This window comes from Alcanivorax sp. 1008 (assembly GCF_020667895.1).
GTDB lineage: Bacteria > Pseudomonadota > Gammaproteobacteria > Pseudomonadales > Alcanivoracaceae > PGZG01.
The window spans coordinates 47,694-70,096 of sequence record NZ_JAFMPS010000001.1 but is presented as its reverse complement, the minus strand read 5'-3'; the positions used below and the strand labels follow the sequence as shown (position 1 = coordinate 70,096).

Genomic DNA, 22,403 nt, shown 5'->3' with positions numbered 1-22,403 from the left:
TCAGAACGCCAGAGCGTTGATGCTGTCCGGCAGCTCGCCAGCCAGATCCAGAGTTTCGTTACTGGCGATCCAGGCGCTTTCTTCCCAGATCTCAAAGCGACGCATTACACCGACCAGCATCGCCTTGCGGTCCAAATTGATCAGACCGCGTAATTCCGGTGGAACGAGAATGCGACCGCTGCTATCCAGCTCCATCTCCACCGCCTGCCCAAGAAACAGGCGCTTTAGTTTGCGCACCGCCGGCTCGGCATCACTCAAACCAGCAACCTGATTGGCGATGACTTCCCATTGCGGCTCGGAGTACAGGGCCAGACAGGGGTCGAAAGGGTATTGGGTGAGCACTACGCGTCCGCCACAAGAAACAATCAGTTTCTCGCGGTGCCTGGCGGGTATGGCCATGCGGCCCTTTGCGTCGAGGCTGAGGGCGGTGCGCCCGGTAAACATGCTCTTCCCCTGGTAACCAAATCCTTCGGAAACTGACGCTGCGACGCCATTTCCTCCCACTTCTTCCCACTTTTCTCCACCAAGCGACACTCTATGGCCTGCGTGAACAGCAAGTCAAGCTGAAGGAAGCAATACCCACTGAAGAAAAGTATTTATAAAACAGTATATTAGGGAGATTAGGTCTATCTGGAAGGCAGTTCGGGGAGGGTCTGAAGCAGAGTGTAGTCCAGCGAATCAGTAGGGTGCGAAGCGCTCCTGATAAAGCACTTTAAGTATTAGATGATTTTCACATATAGGAATAAGAAAATTAAACTTATGGATATAAAGGACAGATAGACTCATCCGTCCTTTATACGAGAAAGAAATGGGGTCGGCCGATAAGCCGGGTTCTGTCGTGGACAGTCATTCATCTGGGACCTGCGTCGCCACAGGCCTCTAGCGACCTACCCGGTTCCAGCGCGGGCCACGCCATTGGAACCCTATTTGGTCTTGCTCCGAGTGGGGTTTACCCTGCCACCCCTGTTGCCAGAGGCGCGGTGCGCTCTTACCGCACCTTTTCACCCTTACCTGTGCGACCCTTCCGAAGAAAGGAGCCATCGGCGGTATATTCTCTGCGGCACTTTCCGTAGCCACACCGTCACCAGTGTGGCCCCCAGGCGTTACCTGGCACCCTGCCCTATGGAGCCCGGACTTTCCTCCAGCAGCTTGCGCCACCAGCGACTGTCTGGCCGACCCCGGGCGCAGTGTAGCGGTAGCGCGGTTCAGGGCACAGTGTTTTTACCCATCCGGGGCATTCGCCAGTGGTGATGCACGGGCTTCAGGCATAATGTCGCGCCTTGCCCCCTCGCTTACGGAGCTACTCCATGGCCGGAACCAGCCTGCTGGCACTGATCGACGACATAGCCACCCTGCTCGACGATATTTCGGTGATGACCAAGGTGGCAGCAAAGAAAACCGCAGGCGTGCTCGGCGATGATCTGGCTCTCAATGCCGAACAGGTATCTGGCGTGCGCGCCGAACGCGAGCTGCCGGTGGTTTGGGCGGTGGCCAAGGGGTCTTTTATAAACAAGGCTATTCTGGTGCCAGCAGCGTTGCTGATCAGTGCCCTGCTACCCTGGGCAATCACCCCACTGCTAATGCTTGGCGGCTTATTTTTATGCTACGAGGGGATCGAAAAAGTCGCTCACAAGTTTTTTCACCGCGAAGCTGTTGCACAGCAACACGCGGAAAAACTAAAAGCCATCGCCGATCCGGCGGTTGATCTGGTGCAGCTCGAAAAGCAACGCATCCGTGGCGCTGTTCGCACCGACTTCATTCTGTCTGCAGAAATTATCGTGATTACCCTGGGTACGGTGCAGCAGGCACCATTCATGAAACAGCTAACGGTGCTGGTGGCAATTGCCGTGCTCATGACCGTTGGCGTTTATGGTTTGGTGGCCGGCATCGTCAAACTTGATGACGCTGGCCTGCATCTGCTTGAACGGGGGCGCAAAGCCGGCAGCAAGCTCTACAGTGCCACTGGGCGGGCGCTATTGATATTTGCACCAAAGCTGATGAAGTTTCTTGCTGTGGCCGGCACTATCGCCATGTTTACCGTGGGGGGCGGCATTCTCATGCATGGCATCCCTGCGCTGGAGCAGCTGCACCACCAGCTGCTGCCGTCACTTGCTGGCGATGGCGCAGTGCCAGCTATTGCCCGGCTGGCAACACCGGTTCTGCTAAGCATTACTATTGGCATGGTCAGCGGCGCGCTGGTGCTGGGCAGCATCAATCTGATCAGAAACCTGCGCGGCCTCTTTACCAGCTAATCACCGGGTTACGTGAGAGAGCTAGTCCGCCAACGTTTCCAGCCAACCATAGAGCTCACTTTTTTTCTTGCCTGACCAGGCCGCCAGCACCTTGGCGGCCCGCGATGCAGGCAGCTCCGCTAGCAGCAATCGCGCCAGCCTCGCCAACTCGGCATCATCCACAGTGCGCTCCGGCGCCGGAGCCACCAGTAAGACAATTTCACCACGCTGCTGATTACTATCCGCCGCTACCTTGTCACGAATATCGCCGACACTGCCGACCAACACCGTTTCAAAATGCTTGGTTAATTCGCGACATAGCACCACCTCCCGGTCGGCCTCCACCGATTCCTTCAGCTCGTCAAGCAACGTCAGGATTCGGTGCGGCGCCTCATAAACCACCGAGGTAACCGCGCTTTCGCTGATCCTGCGCAATGCTGCATTACGGCCAGAACCCTTGCTCGGCAGGAACCCTTCGAAGATGAAGCGGTCTGTGGGCAGACCAGCAACCACCAAGGCAGCCAGCAAGGCACTGGCTCCGGGCACCGGCACGACGCGGATACCAGCCTGATGGCAAGCACGCACCAGCCGGTATCCGGGATCGCTTACCAGGGGCGTGCCGGCGTCAGACACCAGCGCCAGATTGTCACCGCGCAGCAACCGCTCGATCAGCTGGGGCGTGCGCTCCTGCTCATTGTGGTCGTGGTAACTGATCAGGCTTTGGCGAATACCAAGTTCGTCAAGCAGACGGCCGGTATGCCGGGTATCCTCGGCAGCCACAGCATCGACCTCAGCCAGCACGGCTAGCGCGCGCCGGGTGATGTCGTCCAGATTTCCCACAGGGGTACTAACAATATGAAGCATGCCCGACATTTCCTGACCCCCGCTGTGAAGTGCGGCTGCTACAATAGCGCCACCTCTGCAACAAGACGACCCCGAATGACCATGAGATTGTTATTGCGCGGCCTGCTGCTGGCAGTTTTTATCTGGATGGCTGGCTGTGCCCAGCGCCCCGTTGACTCCACCGACGTCGCCACCGTCGGCGTAAGCCGCCCGGCACCGACCATGAGCGAGGACGCGCTGCGTGAACTAGCCAGCCTGCCAGCCAGCAGCGCCGATGACACCGCGCTTGCCTGGGCAGCGGAATATCTGGGGCTGGGTAAAACAGAAGCCACTGCCGTGCTGCTCCACTATCTTGACGGCCAGGTACTGAACGCACCCCGGCAGGCGCGTCGCGCATTACTGCGCGCCCAATGGCATCTGGTACAACAGCAACCGGAGCAGGCCGAGGCGGTGCTGTCTGACACCAATCTACTGGCGATTCTGCCGCAGCTGGATAACAACCTGCGTAGCCGCATCGGCCTGCTGCGAGCCGATGCCCTGACCCTGCGTGGCGAACTGGTCGCCAGCCTCGAACAACGCGTTGCAGTGGATCATCTGCTTGACAGCAGTAGCCAGGAATACAACCACAGCATGATCTGGACCCAGCTGATGCTGCTACCAATCAACGTGCTGGCGGATGCTGAACGGCGCACGGATGATGCCACCCTGAGCGGCTGGCTGGAGCTGGCGCAACTGTATCGCGATCCACTCAGTGACATTGATGGTCAGCTCAAAAACCTGAACGACTGGCAACAACGCCGCGCCAATCATCCTGCTGCCAGCAATATGCCCGACATCATTCAGGCTCTGCGCCAGGCGGTACGTGAGCGACCACAAACTGTCGCCGTCCTGTTGCCCCAGAACGGTCCGCTGTCTGCGCCCGCCGGTGCCATCCGTCACGGCTTACTGGCTGCGTACTACAGCGCCCTCGGTCAGGGTCATCCAGTACCGGCAATGCACTTCCTCGATAGCAGCCAAGGCGACATAGTCGACCTGTATAATCAGGCTCTGGCCTTGGGTGCTGATCTGGTCATCGGTCCACTGGACAAAGAGCAAGCTGCCGCACTGGCAGCGATCTCCGACCTGCCGGTAACAACGCTGGCACTTAACTACATCGACGGAATGGCGGCTGCCAAGCGTCTGTTCCAGTTTGGTCTGGCGCCCGAAGACGAAGCCCGACAGGTTGCTGAGCAGGCCATTGCTGAGGGCATGACGCTGGCCGCAGTGCTCTACCCGCAAGACACCAGCGGCTGGGGACTACGCGTCGCCAGCGCATTTACACAACACTTCCAGTCACTGGGCGGTATTATCAGCACGCAAGCAAGCTACGCCGACAACCCCACCGCGATTACCCGCAACCTGCTCGGTATCGGCCAGAGCGAAGCTCGCGCTCGCGCCCTGCGTCGCTATACCAGCATGCAAATTGAATTCGAACCGCGTCGCCGTCAGGATATTGATCTGGTTTTTCTGGTCGCCAACCCCATGCAGGCACGACAGATGAAGCCGGCCCTGAACTTTCATTACGCCAGTGACCTACCGGTATTTGCCACCTCGCATATTTATGCAGGTAGTCCAGCGCCAGATCGCGATACCGATTTAAACGGTGTCCGCTTTGTGGAAATGCCGTGGCTTCTGGACGATGGCTCCGAACTGCATCAACAGAGCACCCAGGCCTGGCCGGATGGCCACGGCCGCTTTGAAAAACTGTTTGCCATGGGCGTTGACGCCTACCGACTGCACGCCCGCCTGATGATGCTCGACAGTGTGCCTGACAGCTTTTTGCCAGGGGTCACCGGGCAGTTGAGCATGGACGAACAACGGGTGCTGGTACGGCGCCTCAACTGGGCCTGGTTCCGCAAGGGACGCCCGCAACGGATGCCGGTGGTTGCCGGCTCCAGCAGTGGAGATGCATCACATGGACGTGCTGCCAACATCATCGCGCCAGCAACGCGGTGAGCAGACAGAGAAACTGGCGGAAAGCTGGCTCAACCAGCAAGGTCTTTACACGGTAACGCGTAACTGGCGCTGTCGCATGGGTGAGATTGATCTGATCATGCTTGAGGAGGACGTGCTGGTGTTTGTTGAGGTTCGATTTCGTAGCAGCACACATCACGGCGGCGCTGCCGGATCAGTAGACCCGCGCAAACAACGCAGACTGGTGGCCGCCGCTCGCCACTATCTGCGCATGCGCCCGGAGGCGGCCATGCGCCGTTGCCGCTTTGACGTTATTGCCATGCAGCCGGGCAGCCGTAACGAGATGAGCTTTGACTGGATTGCTGGTGCATTCTACGCCGAATAAATGAGAGCTAACCGACATGACCGTGAGCCTGATCCGTCAGCAATTTGCCGAGAATATCGAACACAGCATGAAAGCTGCAGAGATGCTGCCGGAAACCCTGTTAGCGGCTGGCAATAGACTGCTCGCCAGCCTGCTCGACGGCGGCAGGGTTTTTTCCGCAAGCCATGCTGACGGGATTCAGTTTAGTAGTCTGTTTGCCACTTTACTGCTAGGCGGTCAGGGCCAACGGCCACCGCTGCCGGCATGGGATTTAACTGCCAACCACAGCGCCGACCGACAAGGCGCTAACGAAGTTGCTGCGCTGCATGCATTCGCCCAGCGGGGGGATATCCTGCTACTAATCCAGCCGGATCCCGCCATAGCCGAGCAACTAATCAGCGCAGCCCACGAACGTGACATGGTGGTTATTCTGATTAGCTCAATGAATGACAACCGCAGTCCTGCCAAATGTCGCAATCAGGATATCCCTATTATTGTTCCAGCGGACAACCCGCTGCGCGCCCGTGAAATCACACTACTGGCTATTCACGCCTTGTGCGACCATATTGAACAGCAACTTTTTGGAGACCTGTCCTGATGACTAGCCTGCGTATTTTTGTCTGCGCGTTGTTTCTTGCCATGCTCAGCGGCTGCGCTACCTTCGTTGCCCCGATGTCCAGCGAGCCGACAGACACAAACTACGGTGAACGTACCTTTGGTTCTGTTATTGAAGATCAGGCCATTGAAACGAAAACCCGGGTCAACATTAAACGTGCTGGCGCGCCACTGTCCTTACAGCGAATTATTGTGGTGAGCTTTAACGGTCAAGTACTGCTGGCTGGCCAGGTCGAGTCCGATGCCCTGAAGAAACAGGCGGGAGATATTGCTGGCAAAATTCGCCATGTGGCTGATGTGCATAACGAGCTGCAGATCTCCGGCAAAGTGTCCGGGCTAGCCCGCTTCAACGATGCCTGGCTGACCACCAAAGTGAAAACCAGGCTGGCCTTCGCCAGCGACGCCCGGGCATCCCGCACCAAAGTGGTTACCGAAAATGGGGTTGTCTATCTGCTTGGGCTGATGACCCGCAAGGAAGCAGATGCCGTGGTAACCCAGGTACAGAAAACCTATGGTGTGCAGAAGATCGTCAAGATCATTGAGTACATCGACTGAGACGTTACTTAACCACGCGTAGCGTTGGTCTGCTGTCATCCGTTGGAGTATTGTCGGGCTCCGGCGGAGGCATTTCATCGGCGGAGAAAACCATCCCCTGGCCATTCTCGCGCGCGTAAACCGCCAGCACCGCACCTACCGGCACAACCAGATTGCGCGGAATGCCACCAAAACGGGCAGAAAATATAATTTCATCATTGCCCGCCACCAACCCCTGCACCGCACCGGGAGCGATGTTCAGAACGATCTGACCGTTCTGGACAAACTCTTGAGGTACAAGGGTACGTGGGTAGTGAGCGTCCACCGCCAAATGCGGTGTCAGACCGTTGTCACAGATCCAGTCATATATCGCCCGTATTAGATACGGGCGATTAGGGGTCATGGTGGTCATCAGGCCAGGAGGCGGATTTCCCGCTCCTTGTCAGACAAGCTAGCCTGAAAGCCATCACGGTCAAACATGCGCTCGGCATAGTCAAAGATCGGCTTGCACTGCTTGGCCGGCAGATCCAGGCCAAGTACTGGCAAACGCCACAAAATCGGTGCCAGCGCGCAGTCCACCAAAGTGAACTCCTCGTTCATAAAGAACGGCTTATCACCGAATACCGGGGCCGTGGTAATCAGACTCTCGCGCAGCTCCTTGCGGTGCTTGGCCAACGTTGCTTCCTTGGCGTCACCTTTAAGAATGGCGTCCACATTACCGCACCAGTCACGCTCAATACGGTGAATCAGCTGACGGCTGGTTGCACGAGCCACCGGATAAACCGGCAATAGGGGGGGATGGGGGAAACGCTCATCCAGATATTCCATAATGACACTGGACTGATACAGGCTCAGGTCCCGATCTACCAGAGTCGGCACTTCGTTGTACGGGTTGAAGTGGGCAAGATCTTCCGGCTTTTCGTGGTCTTCGACATCGACGATATCCACAGTCACGCCTTTTTCTGCCAGCACGATACGCACACGGTGGCTGTAATGATCCCGCGGATTGGAAAAAAAGGTCATCGACGATCTTCTGGTCACGACACCCATCTTTAACGACACTCCTGCAATTACTGTAAAGAGAGAAGCAGGATAGCCGCCCGGCGGCTACCCTGCTTCCTGTGTTGCGGCCCTGTCAGGGCACCGTTCAGTGGACGTCTTTCCAGTATTCTCTCTTCAGGAAATACGCCGGCCAGAACAGGATGAACAGGAAAATCAGCACCTTCACGCCAAGACTTTCCCGCTCAAGACGGGCAGGCTCGGCGGCATAGGTCAGGAAGTTGGTCAGGTCAGCCATTTCCGACTTGAACTTCTCCTCACCCAGCTCCTGCTCCATGGCAGCCATCACATGCGGCATGCCCACGCTCGGGAACACGTGGTTGTTATAACCGTACGGCCGCTGTTCATCGGCATAGAAGCTTACCAGATAGGAGTACAGCCAGTCCGGGGTACGCAGACGAGCGGTAAGAGTCAGATCCGGAGGAGCCGCACCAAACCACTGCTCGGCCACCTTCCGATCCATGGCGTTAGTCATCTGGTCACCGATTCGGTCGCTGGTGAAATTCAGGTTTTCCATCACCAGATCGGCGGGAATACCCAGATCTTCAGCCATCCGCTCATAACGCAGGTATTTCAGTGAATGGCAGCCCATGCAGTAGTTGGTGAACAGCTTGGCACCATTCTGCAGCGACACTCGATCCTTCAGATTGATAGGCGCATCAACCACATACTCATTGGTGCCCCCGGCAGCAAAGGCCAGAGCCGGCAGGCAGAACAGAATAACGGCGAGCCTTTTCATCAGTGACCTCCCATGGTGACGCGCTCAGGCACTGGCTTCGACTTTTCGAAACGGTGCACGAACGGCAACACCACCAAGAAATAAGCGAAGTAGTACAGAGTGCCAATCTGGGCGATCGCAGTCTTCACTGGTGAGCCCGGCTGAGTACCGAGATATCCCAGCACCAGGAAGTCGATTGCAAACAGCGCCATAAACAGCTTGCTCAGCCAGCCTTTATAGCGAATCGACTTGACCGGATGACGATCCAGCCACGGCACCACGAAGAGGATGGCAATAGCACCGCCCATGGCAAACAGACCCCAGGTTTTCGCCGGGAAGATGAAATCAATAGTGGTGGCACGAAGCATCGCGTAGTAAGGGCCGTAATACCACACCGGAGCAATGTGGGCCGGTGTCTTTAGCGGGTTAGCCGGCTCGAAGTTGGGACGCTCAATGAAGTAACCGCCGCCATCCGGGAAGAAGAACACCACCACCGCGAATACCGCCAGAAACACCACAATACCGGCCAGATCTTTTACCGTGTAGTACGGGTGGAACGGGATGCCATCCTTCGGAATACCGTTCTCATCCTTGGTCTTCTTGATTTCAACGCCATCCGGATTGTTGGAGCCCACTTCATGCAGCGCAAGAATATGCAGAACTACCAGCGCCAACAGAACGATCGGAATCAACACCACGTGCAGAGCAAAGAACTTGTTTACTGTGGCATCAGAAAGCAGATAGTCACCGCGCACCCAGGTAGCAATGGCCTCACCCATCTCCTTGCCCTGAGCTGCATCAACAAATGGCAGCACGTCATAGGGAACGGCGCCAACCAGCGAGACAATAACCTGGGCACCCCAATAGGACATGTTGCCCCAGGGCAGCACGTAACCGAGGAAGCCTTCGGCCATTAACGCCAGATAGATCAGCATGCCGAACACCCACACCAGCTCACGCGGCGGCTTGTATGAGCCATACATCAAACCACGGAACATGTGCAGATAAACCACAGCGAAGAACATCGACGCACCGACCGCATGCATATAGCGGATCAGCCAGCCATACTGGACATCGCGCATGATGTACTCCACCGAGTCGAAAGCTTCGGTAGGAGAGAAGAACATGGTCAGCCAGATGCCGGTAAGCAGCTGGTTAACCAGTACCACCATCGAGAAAACCCCGAAGTAGTACATGAAGTTGAAGTTTTTCGGAGCGTAGTACTCCGACATATGTTTCTTGAATGCGTCGACAACCGGCAGGCGGGCGTCAACCCAGTCAACGGCACGAGTCAGCAGGCCCATTATGCGGTCTCCCCTTCTTCAGAACCGATGATCACCACCGACTCACTCAGGTACGAGTGGGGCGGTACCACCATGTTGGTCGGCGCCGGCACGCCAGAATATACACGACCGGAGAAGTCAAAGCGTGAACCATGGCACGGGCAGTAGAAGCCACCATACTCCAAGCCAACTTCTACCTCCGGATTGGGATTGTAGTTCGGCGAACAACCCAGATGCGTACAGGTACCGATCAGGATCAGCAGCTCCGGCTTGATCGAACGGTACTGGTTGCGGGCATAGTCTGGCTGCTGATCAGCGAGGGACTCCGGATCACTCAGATCGTCTTCTACTTTTGCCAAGCCTGCCAGCATGGTCTCGGTGCGACGCACCACCCATACCGGCTGACCACGCCACTCACGCACGACGCGCTGGCCCGGCTCAAGCTTGCCAATATCAACGGTAACCGGAGCTCCGGCATTTTTTGCCCGGGCACTGGGTTGCCAGGATTTAACGAAGGGCACTGCAAGACCCACGACACCGACGGCACCGACAGCACTGGTGGCACCAATCAGGAACGTGCGGCGGCTGGTATTTACGCCGTCTTTACTCATTGAGATTATCTCCCCTTGGATCCCACGCCCGGGGGTGATCCAGGCGGCTCGAGGACATCCTCGTGACAGGGTGGTCGGCGGCGCATCAAGCTCCTTGGGAGAGATATCAGCACCGGCCTTTTGAGGCGTCGCGAATGGTAAAGAAAAAGACCACACGTGACAACCGGGATTAGCCCCCTTAAGCAGATTAGGCCGCGTCAAAGGGCCACAAAAAAGCCCGGATAAACCGGGCTTCTTCGAGTCGCAACAAAGATCGTATCAGCGCTTGGAGAACTGCGGACGACGACGGGCTTTGTGCAGACCAATTTTCTTACGCTCAACCTCACGGGCATCGCGGGTAACGAAACCGGCCTTACGCAGGGAGGCACGCAGGGTTTCGTCATACTCCATCAGGGCACGGGTAATGCCGTGACGAATTGCACCGGCCTGACCGGTGGTGCCACCGCCCTTTACGGTGACGTTAATATCGAAGCGTTCACTCATCTCAACCAGCTGGAGCGGCTGACGAACTACCATGCGGGCAGTTTCACGGCCAAAATACTGATCCAACGGACGACCGTTAATGGTGATTGCACCACTACCCGGACGAATGAAAACGCGGGCCGCAGAGGTTTTGCGACGACCGGTACCATAATTAGCTGCTGCAGTTGCCATGTGATCTCAGTCCTCAGATATTCAGCGGCTGCGGCTGTTGAGCCGTATGCGGATGTTCGGTGCCAGCGTAAACCTTCAGCTTGCGCAGCATGGCGCGGCCCAGCGGATTACGCGGCATCATGCCTTTCACAGCCAGCTCGATTGCCATTTCTGGCTTACGATCTATCAGCTTTTCGAAGGTGATCGATTTCATGCCGCCAATATAACCGGTGTGGTGGTAATACACCTTGTCACCAGCTTTCTTGCCGGTCACTGCGACCTTCTCGGCATTAACGATAACGATGTAATCACCGGTATCAACGTGCGGGGTATATTCCGGCTTGTGCTTGCCGCGCAAGCGGGTAGCCACTTCGCTGGCCAGACGACCAAGGGTCTTACCGGCTGCGTCTACCACAAACCAGTCGCGCTTGACGGTCTCTGAGGTCGCGTTGAAGGTCTTCATGGAATTCTTCCAAATCAAACAGTTACGGGGCAATCTGGCCACTCGGCGAGATTCCCGCCAGAGAAAGAGCGCGAAGTCTACCGAAACGCAAAGGCCAAAACAAGCAGTTTCCCGGCTTCAGGCCGGGAGAAATGCTCTTCGGGTATAGCCGCAGTGGAAGCCAAAAGGCACATGATTACGCAACGGAATCCGTGCCACCTGAGGCAGGCCTTCCTGACGAGCATCCAGTAGCACAATCTCACTACTGCGGGAGGAGGCATCGTACACCACACAGCACAGATAACCATCCCCTTCAGCCTCACCTTCGGGGACAAACACCGCCTCGGAGGTGAATCGACCGGGACCGAAGTCATGCATGGTCAACTCGCCGGTGTCGCCATCCAGCCTCTGAATAGCGTTGAAGAAGCCATTAGTACCGTTGTCCGCAATCGCTGCGCTATATAGCCAGCGCGTCTTTTTGCCACTGAAGCGCAGGTCCCACTGGGGAAACTCCCCGGCACAGGCAAACGGCAGGGCCTCTGCCTGAGCGGACCCCGAATCAAGATCCAGCGTGTAACGCCATGGAACCCCGCCCTGATCGTTTTCCGCATGAAAGATATCGCTGAGCAGCTCGTTGACACTGAAGTCCTCGAAACGCATCAGGTCAATCACCAGCTTGCGCCCTTCCTGCCAGGCATTACCGAAGTGAAACACTACAAAAGGATCCAGCCGGATACGCCGCACCAGCTTCAGGGTCCTGGCATCCACCACCAGCGCTTCCATGCCCCAGGCCGGGTCATATCGCACGCAGTCATTAAAGGCTTTCCAGCCAGAAAGGAACGGCAGGGGGTTACGAAAACCCACCGGGTGAACAAAATACACCAGATAATCGCCGGCAAAAGCAAAGTCATGGACAAAGGCCGCAACCTTCACCGGAATGCCGGTACGGGCAACCAGGTCCCCATCGCGATTGATCCGATAGATATTGATCTGCGGCCCCCTGCCTCCAACGCTCAGGCCGTGGTTGTAGTAGTCGCCGCTGGCCGGATCGATCTTGCCATGGGCGCTGAAAGGGTCGCGAAAGCTGAGCTTGCCGTCAAAATTGAACTCGCCAATGGTCTCCAGCGTCACCGGGTCCACCTGCCAGGGCCGACCACCCTCCCATAGCGCCAGCAAACGCCCACCGTGCCAAATCAGGCTGGTATTGGCAGCATTCGCTGGTAACCGGCCAATATTCTTCAACACGCCGCCCGGCGCATTGTGACCGAAGCTGCGATAGACGATTTTGCCCGCTGCGGTCTCGGCCAGGTACTTGGGCGTGCGCACATAGCGGTTGCGATACCAGATGCCGTTATCGGTGAAAGTGACACCATGCAGCATGCCATCGCCATCAAACCAGTGGCCGAATATCTGATTACCCAGCCGGTTGCGGCCGGGGCCAATGCGGAAAAAGTACCACGCACACTGTCCGGAATGGCGCCTTCAATTTCCGCCGCCGGCACACGGTAATCAAACTCCTGCTCCAGCGCATCAAAACCACTGACATGGGCCAGCTTGGGGTTACCCACACCAATACCCGCGATAGTCGCCGCCTGATTCATGTCTTGCTCCATCATCTTCACGCACTTTCTTTGGATACGCTCCTTACAAGCGCCGCGCAAGGGGCGCATACAAAGGATTGCGGCGTGTTTCTCGAGGCTGACGTCATGCACAAGTCGGCACTGGCCCGGTATGATGCCTGCTTGGCCAATCACTGGAGCCCATTATGGAAACCCGCCGCCTAGGCAATACCGACCTCAACGTCAGCGCTTTGTGCCTCGGAACCATGACCTGGGGAAAGCAGAACAATCAGGCAGACGGCTTCGCCCAGATGGATCTGGCACTGGATCATGGCATCAATTTTTTCGATACCGCAGAAATGTATGCCGTGCCCGCCACCCCGGATACCTACGGAAAAACTGAAGAAATCATCGGCCACTGGTTCAAACAAACCGGTCAGCGGGACAAGGTCATCCTGGCCAGCAAGGCCGCCGGCCCGGGCGAATGGATCAAACATATTCGTGGCGGCCCGCGACTTAACCAGGAACATATTTTTCAAGCAGTGGAAGATAGCCTGAAGCGATTACAGACCGATGTGATCGACCTGTATCAGATGCACTGGCCGGACCGGAACACCAATTACTTCGGTAAGCTCGGATACCGCCACAAGGCCGACGAGGATCAGACGCCGATTGAAGAAACCGTGGCAGCACTGCACCAACTCATCAAGCAGGGCAAGATCCGTCACTACGGTCTATCCAACGAAACCCCCTGGGGCGTGATGAAATACTGCATGGAAGCAGACCGCCAGAACGCACCGCGACCGGTATCGATCCAGAACCCCTACTCACTCCTTAACCGCACCTATGAAGTTGGCCTGGCAGAAGTGAGCCACCGGGAAAATATCGGCTTGCTGGCTTACTCACCGCTGGCATTCGGCATGCTGACCGGCAAATATCGCCACCACCAATGGCCAGAAAATGCCCGTCTGACTCTGTTCAAGTATTTCTCCCGCTACAACAACGCTCAATCCATCGACGCCACGGAAAAATACTGCCAGCTAGCCGCCCGCCACGGCCTGTCACCGACACAGATGGCCTTGCAATATGTCACCAGCCGCTCGTTCGTCACCAGCAATATTATTGGCGCCACCAGCATCACCCAGCTGGAGGAAAACCTGCGCAGCATCAAGCTGCCAATGACTGATGAGCTGGTCAAGGAAATAGAGGCGATTCATGTAGAGCACCCGAACCCGGCGCCATAAATAAAGGCTTTACGCATTGAGAGAGTTACACAATCTACAATGTACACTCGCGCACTCTGCGCAGCCCTTCCTGCAACGTCACCGCCGGCTGCCAGCCCAGTTCGCTGCGCGCCTTGGCAGAGGAAAACACCAGGTCACCATTAAACAGGCTGGCCCTATATCGAGTCAGTAACGGCGCGCCTTTCAATGGCAGCGCCCGATACAATGACTCCAGCACCACCGCCAGCGAGGACACCAGCCACAACGGCACACTACGTTTTGCCCGCGGCAAGGAAAACGCATCTGCCACAGCATCGGCAAACTCGCGCCAGCTGACCACCTCATCCGCCAGCACATATACTGCACCGCTAACCCCATCTCGTTGTGCGGCCAGCAACATGCCATCGGCAAGATTATCCACCTGCACCAGAGAGACCCGCCGCCGACCGCCATCAACATGGGCGTAGATGCCACGCCGCAATGCGTCCACCATCCCCGGAATGGTCAGACGGTCACCGGGACCATAGGGCACCATGCCCGGACGAATGATGGTGACATGAATGCTATTTGCTGCTTTCTGCGCGGCTTCTTCTGCCAGCCGCTTACTCACAGCGTAATGATTGATCACGCTGTCCGCCGGTGTCGACTCATCACTATCCACATGTCCGGTATAAGCATGCACCGCTAGCGAACTCATATGAATAAAACGGGGCACGCCAGCACTCGCAGCAGCTTGCAAAAGCCGCTCTGTACCCACCGCATTCACTTTCCAGAACAGCGACCAATCACCCCAGTCAAAGGCGATCGCTGCCAGATGGAACACATGACTAATGCCATCAAAAAGATGGACCGGAAGCTCCCCGGTAATATCGCCCCAGACAATCTCGACACCCTGCTGCTGCAGCGCTATGACATCCTCGCCGGGCAATACCAATGCCCGCACGGGGACCTGCGCCGAAATAAGGTGGCGGCAAAGATTGCTGCCAATAAAACCGTTAGCACCAGTAACAAGCGCCCGAGAAATTTTCATGCCCCTTGCATCCAGCAAAACATGGTGTTGATAAAGCCAACATAAATATGGAACAGCAAGGGCCAAAGCAACGAACGGGAACGATAGGCCAGTACACCCATCAGAACACCTCCGGGAATAGCACCAATCAGTTCCATCTGCGGCTTGCCAATATGAATAATGGTCGACAGTGCCACCTGCACCATCAAGGCGAGAAACGGCGCATAGCCCAGACCAACAAGACCGTAGCCAATAAAGCCACGGAAGAATGCTTCCCAGCCAACGTAATAAAGGACATAGCTGAACAGAAACAGTGCCAGTAGTGACGGACTGCTGAATGCGTGTGGAGCCAGCGGATACTCCGCCTGAAACTGGGGATCTGCCGCAGAAATCCAGGTAGGCAATGTCACCACCAGGCACGCCAGCAAGGTCCAACGGGCACCCCAGCGCCAGTCCCCGGGTGCAAACAAACCGCCGCCCTGATTGGCAATGCCGAGACGTGGCATTAGCAGCAGTGGTATCAAAAACACCAACAGCACCATCGCGTGATGCCAGAGATAGCTCTGATACTGGGCAAGCTGCGCAGAACTGTCCGCTACGCTCAGATGAGCAATAAAAAATGACTCATCCGCCGGGTACAGGAACAGCACCATGGCCGCCAACACCACGCCCCAAAACCACCACTCCGCCCGACGTACCGGGCCAAACAGCTCAGTCAGCGTCATTTGTCCCTAACCGTCACCAGCATACTTTTCTCCACCAAGCGGATTTTCAACGAGTGCGGCAGGAAGCGTACCAAGGTCGACAGCTTGTTAAGCGCCCCCGGAACATGGATCAACTGACCAGCAAACATGGCCTGTACCGCCAGCCGGGCAACATCCTCGGAACTCATCATGCCGGTGTCACCTTTCAGCTCCTGCCCCGCATGCTCCATGAACTCAGTGAGCACGCCCCCGGGGCAAGAACAGGTCACACTGATATTGGTCTGCCGCAGCTCATAGTCAAGAATTTCTGAAAAACGCTGCACATAGGCCTTGGTAGCGGAGTACACCACAAAGCGCGGGGTCGGCAGCATGGCCGCCAAAGAAGCAACATTGAGAATATGGGAGGGTTCACCATGGGCCTTGGCCTGGCCAATAAAGTCGTGGCACAGGGTTGTCAGCGCCGTCACATTCAGGTCGATATCACGCTGACTAACCTCCCGGGTCTGGTTTTCAAACCAGTCCCAGACACCTGTGCCAGCATTGTTGACCAGAACGGTCAAAACCAGCTGCTCAGCCTGCAGCCACTGCTCCGCCCGCGCCATCAGCCCATTAAGCTGTTGCCGGTCGGCCAGATCACAATCCAGCACCAGCGCCTGCACGCCATGCTGCTGTAGTTCCGCAGCCAAGGCCTCGAGCCGCTCGCGACGGCGCGCCACCAGAATCAGATTCAGGCCCCGCTTGGCCAGCTGCCGGGCGATATCCACCCCAATACCACTGGACGCTCCGGTAACCATTGCCGTTTGTGTGCCCATCCGGGTTCTCCCCAAAACCTGTTAAAAACATCACTGGGAATATGGCACCATGGTGCAATAAACGCCAGATCATGGCCGGTTTATGGCTCGGAACGACAGGCGCTGACCGTGGTCGCAATTACCATGATTCGGATCATGACCAAGTGCTCTCCACTGGCGCATGATCAGTCCACAGATCCTGTACTTTTTTTAAGGAGCCAGCCATGGAACACACTTGGATAATCGTCGCCGACAGCAGCCGTGCGCGCATCCTTTCTGCGCATAGTCGGGTTCAGACCCCAATCGATGTTGAGGCCCTTACTCATCCCGAGGGACGGATGAAACCTCAGGAGCTAACCTCTGATCGCCCGGGCCGAACCTTTGACAGCAGCGGCGACGGACGCCATGGCATGGAGCCGCCGGATCTACACCACCATCATCAAGAGGTGTTTGCCAAGGAAATAGTCGACTATCTGGAGAAAGGACGAAACAGCGGCAAGTTTGCCCAACTGGCACTGGTGGCTCCGCCCGCATTTCTCGGTGTCTTGCGACAGAAAATGAATGGCCATCTCGGCAAACTGGTCACGCATACGGTGCAAAAGAACCTGCTCGAACAGGACAATGAGACCATCCGCGCCAATTTGTTTGACTGACGTGATCAGCAAGCGGACCAGAAAAAAGGCGCCTTCCGGCGCCTTTTTTATCGATGAACCAAACCACCAATCAATCCGCCAGAATAGCCCGGCCGATAATCTGTTTCATAATCTCATTGGTGCCACCATAAATGCGCTGCACCCTTGCATCAGCAAACATGCGCGCAATCGGGTACTCCCACATGTAACCATAGCCACCATGCAACTGCAGGCACTCATCAATCACCCGGCACTGCAAATCGGTAATGTAATACTTCGAGGCAGCTGCCGTGGGCACATCCAGCTTGCCCTGCAAATGCAGCTCAAGACAGCGATCCACATAGGCTCGACCAACTTCCACCTCAGTATGCAGTTCGGCAAGTTTGAACTGGGTATTCTGAAACTCAGCAATAGCCTTGCCGAAGGCACGACGTTCTTTGACATAGCGGATGGTATGCTCCAGCGCGCTTTCCGCCATGGCCAAACCGTTGATTGCAATGCCGAGACGCTCCTGCGGTAGTTCCTGCATCAAGTAGACAAAGCCCATGCCTTCCTGACCAAGTAACGCTTCCTTTGGCAAACGCACATCCTGGAAAAACAGCTCCGAGGTATCCTGCGCTTTCATGCCAACTTTCTTCAGGTTCTTGCCCTTCTCGAAACCGGCAGTGCCCTCTTCCAGCAAAAACAGGCTTATGCCCTTGGCGCCCTTGCTTGGGTCCGTCTTCGCCACCACGATAACCAGATCAGCATTCTGGCCATTAGTGATAAAAGTTTTCGAACCGTTAAGTACATAGTGATCGCCATCCTTGATGGCAACCGTCTTGATGCCCTGCAGGTCTGAGCCGGCAGCGGGCTCGGACATGGCGATGGCGCCAATCACTTCACCCGTTACCATCTTCGGCAAATACTTCTGCTTCTGTTCCTCACTGCCGTAATGCTCGATATAGGGCGCGACGATTTCAGTGTGCAAGCCCCAACCAATACCTGTCAGGCCAGCGCGGGAAACTTCTTCACTTACCACTACACTGTAGAGAAAGTCGGTGCCAAGGCCACCATACTGCTCCGACACCATCGGGCAAAGAAAACCCTGCTCACCAGCCTTGCGCCACAGCTCCTTTGGCACCTGACCGGTTTGCTCCCACTCCTCGTGGAACGGCACTGCCTCATTTTCGAGAAACTTGCGCACGGTGTCGCGGAAGGTATCGTGGTCGCTGTTAAACAGGGTGCGGGGAATCATCGCCATCTCCGGGTTCAGGTTGTCTGCTGATTGTGATGACGGCGCATGATTACAAGGTGAACGCCGTCCGAGGCAGACGTTTTACGCAACATTGTCTACCGGCCGCAATGACCGGAACGCTCACGCAAGGTGCGGTTTAGCCAGATACTCTCGGGACTGCATCTCCAGCAAGCGACTTCGGGTACGAGCAAACTCGAAATCCAACCGACCGCCCGCATAGATATCCTCGATCGGCACATCAGCGGTAACGATCAATTTGACGCTGCGGTCGTAGAACTCATCCACCAGATTGATAAACCGTCTGGCGATATCATCCGTGGCAACACCCATACGCTCAACATTAGCCAACAGCACGGTGTGATACTCGCGAGCCAGCTCAATGTAATCGTTCTGACTACGCGGGCCGTCACAAAGCGCTCGGAACTCAAACCAGGCAACGTCATCACTTACCCTGCGAGCACGGATCGGCCGCCCCTCAATCTGGATATCAATATCTTCTTTAACCACCGCATGCTCAGTACCAAGGGTGGCAAAGCGCTCTGCTATAAATTTATCGGCCCCCGCTCCCAACGGGCAGTGGTACAGCTCAGCCTGCTCCAACAAACGCAGCCGATAATCAGTGCCGCCATCCACGTTCAGCACCTTGGTGTGCTGGTTGAGCAAAGCGATGGCTGGCAAGAATCGGGCGCGCTGCAGGCCGTCCCGGTAAAGCTGATCAGGAACAATGTTCGAAGTGGCCACCAACGTCACGCCCTCGTCAAACAGGGTGCCTAGCAGGGTGGCAAGAATCATGGCATCGGTGATGTCTGTGACAAAAAACTCGTCAAAACACAGCACCCGGGCACGCCTGGCAAAATCCCGTGCGATACCATCAAGCGGGTTCTTTTCACCCTGCCGAGCACGCATCTCCCGATGCACGTATTGCATAAAGCGGTGAAAGTGCACTCGCTCCTTGTCAGCGAAGGGCAGCGACTCAAAGAACACATCCATCAAATAGGTTTTGCCGCGACCAACCCCTCCCCACATATACAGACCAATCTGGGACTGCGGCTTGCGCAGCTTGCCAAACAGACCTTTGCGGCGCTCGCCATCCTCCAGCAGTCGCCGATGAAGGTCCTGCAGGGCATCAACGGCCCTCGCCTGGGCAGCGTCGCTATGGAAATCCGGGCGTGTCAGATCACGCTGATACTGGGCTAATGGTGTCATGCTTTCTCCGCGAGGCCGGCAATGTAGCGCCGCTGGCGGCTCAGGGGAAGGTCTGGCGAGCGACTTCTGCCAGTTCGATCAGTTGGCCGTGAAAGAAATGGCCGCTAACAGGAAAGCGCACCAGATCCGGGTTAAGCGTGGAATTGTTAGCCCAGGCCAGCATCTCCGGCACCGGCACCACCTCATCCTGCTCGCCAACCACCACCGTCACCGGACAGCCGGTGTGCTCAATGGTATCGAAATCATTGTGATGGACAGGGGGCGCCACCAACAGCAGGTGAGCAACAGGCCCATCCACCGAGGCCAGCGATGCAGCACCACGCACGGCCACCCAGGAGCCGAAGGAAAAGCCCGCCAGCCAAACCGGACGGTCAGGCCAGCGCTGCTTCAGCCAACCAATCACCGCCAGCAGGTCTTCACTTTCGGTAAAACCAGCGCCATGCACGCCCTGACTCTTGCCTACACCGCGAAAATTGAAGCGCAAGGCAACACCGCCAGCATCGCGCACAGCGCGGCATAGCGAGGTGACCACCTTGTTCTCCATAGTGCCGCCAAACAGAGGATGAGGATGGCATACCACCCCGATAAACCCGGGCTCATCGCTGACATATTCCATCACCGCATCTATCACACCGGCCGGACCGGACAAACTGAGGTGCTCGCGCTGCGCTACCATATTGTCACCCTGGGGCGTGGTCCCCGCTGATTTGTCGGGAATTCTAACAATTGCGTCACCATCATGCTTGGCGCTTGGCTTCGCGCTGTGCTGCAATAGGGTAACGCTAGGAGGAATACTGATGGGCAGTTTGTCTACCACGTTGTTGATTCTGATGGCAGGAGCCGTTGTCGGAGCTGCTTTGGCTTGGTTGTTCCTACCTTACCGCCGCAACTGGGTGGCTCTGGAAAAGGAACGTGATCAGGCTCGCAGCGCCCTAAATCGTTACCGCGAAGAGGTCGATGCCCACTTTCTTCGCACCGCGGACTTGGTCAGCAACCTGAATCAGGCCTACCGGGCTGTTCACGAGCAGTTGGCTGATGGCGCCCGTCAGTTATGCTCTGATCAAGCCCGACGCATCGCCATGGCGAAAACCTTTGATCTTCTACCCGATAGTGATGAGCAAATTGGCGAGGAGGTCAGCCCGCCGCTGGATTACGCGCCGAGCCATAAGGGTACTCTGGCGGAAAACTATGGGCTACGCCGGGATGAGCAAGATTCAGATGCCATGGAAACCACCGTGGCCGACGACATGCTTAACCCGCCGCGAGACTATGCCGATGGCTGCGGTGAGCAGGGCTGTCCACCGGACGATAGCAATGAACGCCCTGCGGACCCTTCTCAGCGATAGCAGCAGGACATAAATTCTCGCGCAAAAAAAGCCCGCTTAGCGGGCTTTTTTATCTCTGCTCGGCGATCAACGGGCAGAGTGGCCTGTCAGCTCGACCTTCACTTTCTCGTGGTCCTGCAGCGAGGCGTAGTAACGACGCAGCACTTCCAGCACCTCTGGGCGGCTAAAGCCATCTTGCACTTCCTCACCTTCGCTTAACGCCTTGCGCAGCTTGGTGCCAGACACCAGCACCCGGTCTGCAGCCTCGTGCGGGCAGGTACGCATGGACGCCATGGTGCCGCACTTGTTGCACCAGAAGGTCCAGTCGATTTTCAACGGCTGCGTAATCAACGCATCCGATTTGATCTCATCAAAGATATGGTGAGCATCAAATGGACCGTAGTAATCACCAACACCGGCATGATCACGGCCGACAATCAGGTGCGAGCAGCCATAGTTCTGACGGAACAGAGCGTGCAGCAACGCTTCGCGCGGACCCGCATAACGCATATCCAGCGGGTATCCGGACTGCACCACAGTGTTTTTAACGAAGTACTTGTCGATAAGTACAGAAATCGCTTCCTGCCGCACCTCGGCTGGAATATCGCCCGGCTTCAGCTGGCCCAGCAGGGAGTGCACCATCACGCCATCGCAGATCTCGATGGCGATCTTGGCGAGATGCTCATGAGAGCGATGCATCGGGTTGCGGGTCTGGAACGCCGCTACGGTTTTCCAGCCTTTTTCCTCGAACATGGCGCGCGTCTGAGCCGGGGTCATGTAGGTGTCAGCGTACTTGGTCGGAAACTCCCCCTGACTGAATACTTTCACCGGGCCAGCCAGATTGATGTCGCCCTGATCCATAACCATCTTGACGCCAGGGTGAGCTGCATCGGTGGTCTTGAACACAGTCTGGCACTCGTGCGCCTTGTCGATTCCGTATTTCTCGCTGACGGTCATGGAGCCCATAATCTCGCCATCTTCATCCACCAACGCCACCTCCTCACCTTCCTTGATGGAGTCAGCAGTAGCCTTGTCGGTGGACAGCGTAATCGGGATCGGCCAGAAAAGACCGTCAGCCATGGTCATGGTGTCGCACACGCCCTGCCAGTCGGCCTTGCCCATAAAGCCTTCCAGCGGAGTGAAACCACCGATACCGAACATGATCAGATCACCACGCTCGCGCGAGGACATCTTCACCTTCGGCAGGTTGGCGGCGGCGGCCAGCGCCTGATTTAGCGCCTCCCCTTCGAGCAGCAGCGGCTTAAGCTGATCACTGCCATGCGGTTTCACCAATTGCGACATGCTAACTCCCGATTCAGTAGCGGTTAAAAACAAGGCGCGCATTATAGCGGCCCGAAGGGGCAGACCACCACCGGCGTGGCATCGCTGGTTATAACCATTGGTTAGATAGATATGCGAAGGCCTGCCCCG

General features: G+C 56.7%; 26 protein-coding genes and 1 other RNA gene. 9 read left to right on the top strand and 18 right to left on the bottom strand.

Annotated elements, in window-relative coordinates; translation table 11 throughout:
• Both mraZ and rnpB read right to left on the bottom strand, forming a co-directional pair.
• Positions 1-444, bottom strand: a complete 444-nt coding sequence (gene mraZ, locus J1C54_RS00380; protein ID WP_229143847.1) for a division/cell wall cluster transcriptional repressor MraZ — start codon at positions 442-444, stop codon at positions 1-3.
• Between the two features lie 362 nt (positions 445-806).
• An RNA gene (rnpB, locus tag J1C54_RS00375) (RNase P RNA component class A) lies at positions 807-1,180 on the bottom strand.
• Positions 1,181-1,307: 127 nt separating this feature from the next.
• Between rnpB and J1C54_RS00370 the strand changes: the two genes are divergently transcribed.
• The gene (locus tag J1C54_RS00370) at positions 1,308-2,252 is read left to right on the top strand and encodes a DUF808 domain-containing protein (RefSeq protein WP_229143846.1); all 945 of its coding nucleotides are present in this window, start codon (positions 1,308-1,310) and stop codon (positions 2,250-2,252) included.
• Between the two features lie 21 nt (positions 2,253-2,273).
• Here J1C54_RS00370 and rsmI read toward each other — a convergent pair whose 3' ends face one another.
• Positions 2,274-3,104 (bottom strand): 16S rRNA (cytidine(1402)-2'-O)-methyltransferase, encoded by an 831-nt coding sequence (gene rsmI, locus J1C54_RS00365; protein WP_229143845.1) that lies wholly within the window; start codon positions 3,102-3,104, stop codon positions 2,274-2,276.
• A 66-nt stretch (positions 3,105-3,170) separates the two neighbouring features.
• Between rsmI and J1C54_RS00360 the strand changes: the two genes are divergently transcribed.
• Genes J1C54_RS00360 through J1C54_RS00345 form a run of 4 tightly spaced genes read left to right on the top strand, consistent with a single transcriptional unit; the run spans position 3,171 to position 6,561 of the window.
• Complete coding sequence (locus tag J1C54_RS00360; RefSeq protein ID WP_229143844.1) at positions 3,171-5,069, top strand: penicillin-binding protein activator; 1,899 nt, start codon at positions 3,171-3,173, stop codon at positions 5,067-5,069.
• Positions 5,029-5,412 (top strand): YraN family protein, encoded by a 384-nt coding sequence (locus J1C54_RS00355; protein ID WP_229143843.1) that lies wholly within the window; start codon positions 5,029-5,031, stop codon positions 5,410-5,412. Before J1C54_RS00360 ends, J1C54_RS00355 begins: the two co-directional genes overlap by 41 nt.
• Before the next feature lie 16 nt (positions 5,413-5,428).
• The gene (locus J1C54_RS00350; protein WP_229143842.1) at positions 5,429-5,989 is read left to right on the top strand and encodes a hypothetical protein; all 561 of its coding nucleotides are present in this window, start codon (positions 5,429-5,431) and stop codon (positions 5,987-5,989) included.
• Positions 5,989-6,561: a BON domain-containing protein gene (locus J1C54_RS00345; RefSeq protein ID WP_229143841.1), complete on the top strand. Its 573-nt coding sequence runs from the start codon at positions 5,989-5,991 to the stop codon at positions 6,559-6,561. Before J1C54_RS00350 ends, J1C54_RS00345 begins: the two co-directional genes overlap by 1 nt.
• Positions 6,562-6,565: 4 nt before the next feature.
• Here J1C54_RS00345 and J1C54_RS00340 read toward each other — a convergent pair whose 3' ends face one another.
• The 8 genes from J1C54_RS00340 to J1C54_RS00305 all read right to left on the bottom strand — a co-directional run bounded on the left by J1C54_RS00340 (position 6,566) and on the right by J1C54_RS00305 (position 12,696).
• Positions 6,566-6,952 carry a ClpXP protease specificity-enhancing factor gene (locus J1C54_RS00340; RefSeq protein ID WP_370635593.1) on the bottom strand — a complete coding sequence of 129 codons (387 nt, stop codon included), beginning with the start codon at positions 6,950-6,952 and terminating at the stop codon, positions 6,566-6,568.
• Positions 6,952-7,590: a glutathione S-transferase N-terminal domain-containing protein gene (locus J1C54_RS00335; RefSeq protein ID WP_229143839.1), complete on the bottom strand. Its 639-nt coding sequence runs from the start codon at positions 7,588-7,590 to the stop codon at positions 6,952-6,954. Before J1C54_RS00335 ends, J1C54_RS00340 begins: the two co-directional genes overlap by 1 nt.
• A 97-nt stretch (positions 7,591-7,687) precedes the next feature.
• Complete coding sequence (locus tag J1C54_RS00330) at positions 7,688-8,338, bottom strand: cytochrome c1 (protein ID WP_229143838.1); 651 nt, start codon at positions 8,336-8,338, stop codon at positions 7,688-7,690.
• Complete coding sequence (locus J1C54_RS00325; protein WP_229144320.1) at positions 8,338-9,615, bottom strand: cytochrome bc complex cytochrome b subunit; 1,278 nt, start codon at positions 9,613-9,615, stop codon at positions 8,338-8,340. Before J1C54_RS00325 ends, J1C54_RS00330 begins: the two co-directional genes overlap by 1 nt.
• Before the next feature lie 5 nt (positions 9,616-9,620).
• Positions 9,621-10,211 (bottom strand): ubiquinol-cytochrome c reductase iron-sulfur subunit, encoded by a 591-nt coding sequence (gene petA, locus J1C54_RS00320; protein WP_229143837.1) that lies wholly within the window; start codon positions 10,209-10,211, stop codon positions 9,621-9,623.
• Between the two features lie 258 nt (positions 10,212-10,469).
• Positions 10,470-10,865, bottom strand: a complete 396-nt coding sequence (gene rpsI, locus J1C54_RS00315; RefSeq protein WP_229143836.1) for a 30S ribosomal protein S9 — start codon at positions 10,863-10,865, stop codon at positions 10,470-10,472.
• A gap of 13 nt (positions 10,866-10,878) precedes the next feature.
• Positions 10,879-11,307, bottom strand: coding sequence for a 50S ribosomal protein L13 (gene rplM, locus J1C54_RS00310; RefSeq protein ID WP_229143835.1), 429 nt, complete (start codon positions 11,305-11,307; stop codon positions 10,879-10,881).
• Between the two features lie 117 nt (positions 11,308-11,424).
• Positions 11,425-12,696: a carotenoid oxygenase family protein gene (locus J1C54_RS00305; RefSeq protein WP_229144319.1), complete on the bottom strand. Its 1,272-nt coding sequence runs from the start codon at positions 12,694-12,696 to the stop codon at positions 11,425-11,427.
• Here J1C54_RS00305 and J1C54_RS00300 point away from each other — a divergent pair.
• Both J1C54_RS00300 and J1C54_RS00295 read left to right on the top strand, forming a co-directional pair.
• Positions 12,658-12,795 carry a hypothetical protein gene (locus tag J1C54_RS00300; protein WP_229143834.1) on the top strand — a complete coding sequence of 46 codons (138 nt, stop codon included), beginning with the start codon at positions 12,658-12,660 and terminating at the stop codon, positions 12,793-12,795. The two genes, J1C54_RS00305 and J1C54_RS00300, sit on opposite strands and share 39 nt — an antisense overlap.
• Positions 12,796-13,051: 256 nt before the next feature.
• Complete coding sequence (locus J1C54_RS00295) at positions 13,052-14,089, top strand: aldo/keto reductase (RefSeq protein ID WP_229143833.1); 1,038 nt, start codon at positions 13,052-13,054, stop codon at positions 14,087-14,089.
• Between the two features lie 34 nt (positions 14,090-14,123).
• On the opposite strand, the gene J1C54_RS00290 is transcribed toward J1C54_RS00295, so the two are convergent.
• The 3 genes from J1C54_RS00290 to J1C54_RS00280 are packed head-to-tail and all read right to left on the bottom strand — an operon-like array spanning position 14,124 to position 16,593.
• Entirely contained in the window at positions 14,124-15,098 is a 975-nt protein-coding gene (locus J1C54_RS00290; RefSeq protein WP_229143832.1) for an NAD-dependent epimerase/dehydratase family protein, read from the bottom strand.
• Positions 15,095-15,802, bottom strand: a complete 708-nt coding sequence (locus tag J1C54_RS00285) for a CPBP family intramembrane glutamic endopeptidase (protein ID WP_229143831.1) — start codon at positions 15,800-15,802, stop codon at positions 15,095-15,097. Before J1C54_RS00285 ends, J1C54_RS00290 begins: the two co-directional genes overlap by 4 nt.
• The gene (locus tag J1C54_RS00280) at positions 15,799-16,593 is read right to left on the bottom strand and encodes an SDR family oxidoreductase (protein ID WP_229143830.1); all 795 of its coding nucleotides are present in this window, start codon (positions 16,591-16,593) and stop codon (positions 15,799-15,801) included. The genes J1C54_RS00285 and J1C54_RS00280 overlap by 4 nt, the downstream gene beginning before the upstream one ends.
• 203 nt (positions 16,594-16,796) lie before the next feature.
• Between J1C54_RS00280 and J1C54_RS00275 the strand changes: the two genes are divergently transcribed.
• On the top strand, positions 16,797-17,225 hold the full coding sequence (locus J1C54_RS00275) for a host attachment protein (RefSeq protein WP_229143829.1): 429 nt from the start codon (positions 16,797-16,799) through the stop codon (positions 17,223-17,225).
• Between the two features lie 70 nt (positions 17,226-17,295).
• On the opposite strand, the gene J1C54_RS00270 is transcribed toward J1C54_RS00275, so the two are convergent.
• The 3 genes from J1C54_RS00270 to J1C54_RS00260 all read right to left on the bottom strand — a co-directional run bounded on the left by J1C54_RS00270 (position 17,296) and on the right by J1C54_RS00260 (position 20,323).
• Positions 17,296-18,441: an acyl-CoA dehydrogenase family protein gene (locus J1C54_RS00270; RefSeq protein ID WP_229143828.1), complete on the bottom strand. Its 1,146-nt coding sequence runs from the start codon at positions 18,439-18,441 to the stop codon at positions 17,296-17,298.
• Positions 18,442-18,561: 120 nt separating this feature from the next.
• Positions 18,562-19,647 carry a cell division protein ZapE gene (gene zapE / locus J1C54_RS00265; protein WP_229143827.1) on the bottom strand — a complete coding sequence of 362 codons (1,086 nt, stop codon included), beginning with the start codon at positions 19,645-19,647 and terminating at the stop codon, positions 18,562-18,564.
• A 40-nt stretch (positions 19,648-19,687) separates the two neighbouring features.
• Entirely contained in the window at positions 19,688-20,323 is a 636-nt protein-coding gene (locus J1C54_RS00260) for an alpha/beta hydrolase (protein ID WP_229143826.1), read from the bottom strand.
• A 121-nt stretch (positions 20,324-20,444) separates the two neighbouring features.
• Here J1C54_RS00260 and J1C54_RS00255 point away from each other — a divergent pair, with 121 nt between their 5' ends.
• Positions 20,445-20,993, top strand: coding sequence for a YhcB family protein (locus J1C54_RS00255; protein WP_229143825.1), 549 nt, complete (start codon positions 20,445-20,447; stop codon positions 20,991-20,993).
• 66 nt (positions 20,994-21,059) lie between these two features.
• On the opposite strand, the gene sat is transcribed toward J1C54_RS00255, so the two are convergent.
• The gene (gene sat, locus J1C54_RS00250; RefSeq protein ID WP_229143824.1) at positions 21,060-22,274 is read right to left on the bottom strand and encodes a sulfate adenylyltransferase; all 1,215 of its coding nucleotides are present in this window, start codon (positions 22,272-22,274) and stop codon (positions 21,060-21,062) included.
• Positions 22,275-22,403: the final 129 nt, after the last annotated feature.

Excerpts from the sequence above, each read along its gene's own strand:
- zapE (WP_229143827.1), bottom strand. The coding sequence starts at position 19,647 with ATGACACCATTAGCCCAGTATCAGCGTGATCTGACACGCCCGGATTTC.
- rpsI (WP_229143836.1), bottom strand. The coding sequence starts at position 10,865 with ATGGCAACTGCAGCAGCTAATTATGGTACCGGTCGTCGCAAAACCTCT.
- J1C54_RS00275 (WP_229143829.1), top strand. The coding sequence starts at position 16,797 with ATGGAACACACTTGGATAATCGTCGCCGACAGCAGCCGTGCGCGCATC.
- J1C54_RS00340 (WP_370635593.1), bottom strand. The coding sequence starts at position 6,952 with ATGACCACCATGACCCCTAATCGCCCGTATCTAATACGGGCGATATAT.
- J1C54_RS00345 (WP_229143841.1), top strand. The coding sequence starts at position 5,989 with ATGACTAGCCTGCGTATTTTTGTCTGCGCGTTGTTTCTTGCCATGCTC.
- J1C54_RS00360 (WP_229143844.1), top strand. The coding sequence starts at position 3,171 with ATGACCATGAGATTGTTATTGCGCGGCCTGCTGCTGGCAGTTTTTATC.
- J1C54_RS00355 (WP_229143843.1), top strand. The coding sequence starts at position 5,029 with ATGGACGTGCTGCCAACATCATCGCGCCAGCAACGCGGTGAGCAGACA.
- J1C54_RS00285 (WP_229143831.1), bottom strand. The coding sequence starts at position 15,802 with ATGACGCTGACTGAGCTGTTTGGCCCGGTACGTCGGGCGGAGTGGTGG.
- J1C54_RS00270 (WP_229143828.1), bottom strand. The coding sequence starts at position 18,441 with ATGATTCCCCGCACCCTGTTTAACAGCGACCACGATACCTTCCGCGAC.
- petA (WP_229143837.1), bottom strand. The coding sequence starts at position 10,211 with ATGAGTAAAGACGGCGTAAATACCAGCCGCCGCACGTTCCTGATTGGT.
- J1C54_RS00300 (WP_229143834.1), top strand. The coding sequence starts at position 12,658 with ATGCAGCATGCCATCGCCATCAAACCAGTGGCCGAATATCTGATTACC.
- J1C54_RS00350 (WP_229143842.1), top strand. The coding sequence starts at position 5,429 with ATGACCGTGAGCCTGATCCGTCAGCAATTTGCCGAGAATATCGAACAC.
- rsmI (WP_229143845.1), bottom strand. The coding sequence starts at position 3,104 with ATGTCGGGCATGCTTCATATTGTTAGTACCCCTGTGGGAAATCTGGAC.
- J1C54_RS00335 (WP_229143839.1), bottom strand. The coding sequence starts at position 7,590 with ATGGGTGTCGTGACCAGAAGATCGTCGATGACCTTTTTTTCCAATCCG.
- J1C54_RS00290 (WP_229143832.1), bottom strand. The coding sequence starts at position 15,098 with ATGAAAATTTCTCGGGCGCTTGTTACTGGTGCTAACGGTTTTATTGGC.
- J1C54_RS00330 (WP_229143838.1), bottom strand. The coding sequence starts at position 8,338 with ATGAAAAGGCTCGCCGTTATTCTGTTCTGCCTGCCGGCTCTGGCCTTT.
- sat (WP_229143824.1), bottom strand. The coding sequence starts at position 22,274 with ATGTCGCAATTGGTGAAACCGCATGGCAGTGATCAGCTTAAGCCGCTG.
- J1C54_RS00255 (WP_229143825.1), top strand. The coding sequence starts at position 20,445 with ATGGGCAGTTTGTCTACCACGTTGTTGATTCTGATGGCAGGAGCCGTT.
- mraZ (WP_229143847.1), bottom strand. The coding sequence starts at position 444 with ATGTTTACCGGGCGCACCGCCCTCAGCCTCGACGCAAAGGGCCGCATG.
- J1C54_RS00260 (WP_229143826.1), bottom strand. The coding sequence starts at position 20,323 with ATGGTAGCGCAGCGCGAGCACCTCAGTTTGTCCGGTCCGGCCGGTGTG.
- J1C54_RS00370 (WP_229143846.1), top strand. The coding sequence starts at position 1,308 with ATGGCCGGAACCAGCCTGCTGGCACTGATCGACGACATAGCCACCCTG.
- J1C54_RS00295 (WP_229143833.1), top strand. The coding sequence starts at position 13,052 with ATGGAAACCCGCCGCCTAGGCAATACCGACCTCAACGTCAGCGCTTTG.
- rplM (WP_229143835.1), bottom strand. The coding sequence starts at position 11,307 with ATGAAGACCTTCAACGCGACCTCAGAGACCGTCAAGCGCGACTGGTTT.
- J1C54_RS00280 (WP_229143830.1), bottom strand. The coding sequence starts at position 16,593 with ATGGGCACACAAACGGCAATGGTTACCGGAGCGTCCAGTGGTATTGGG.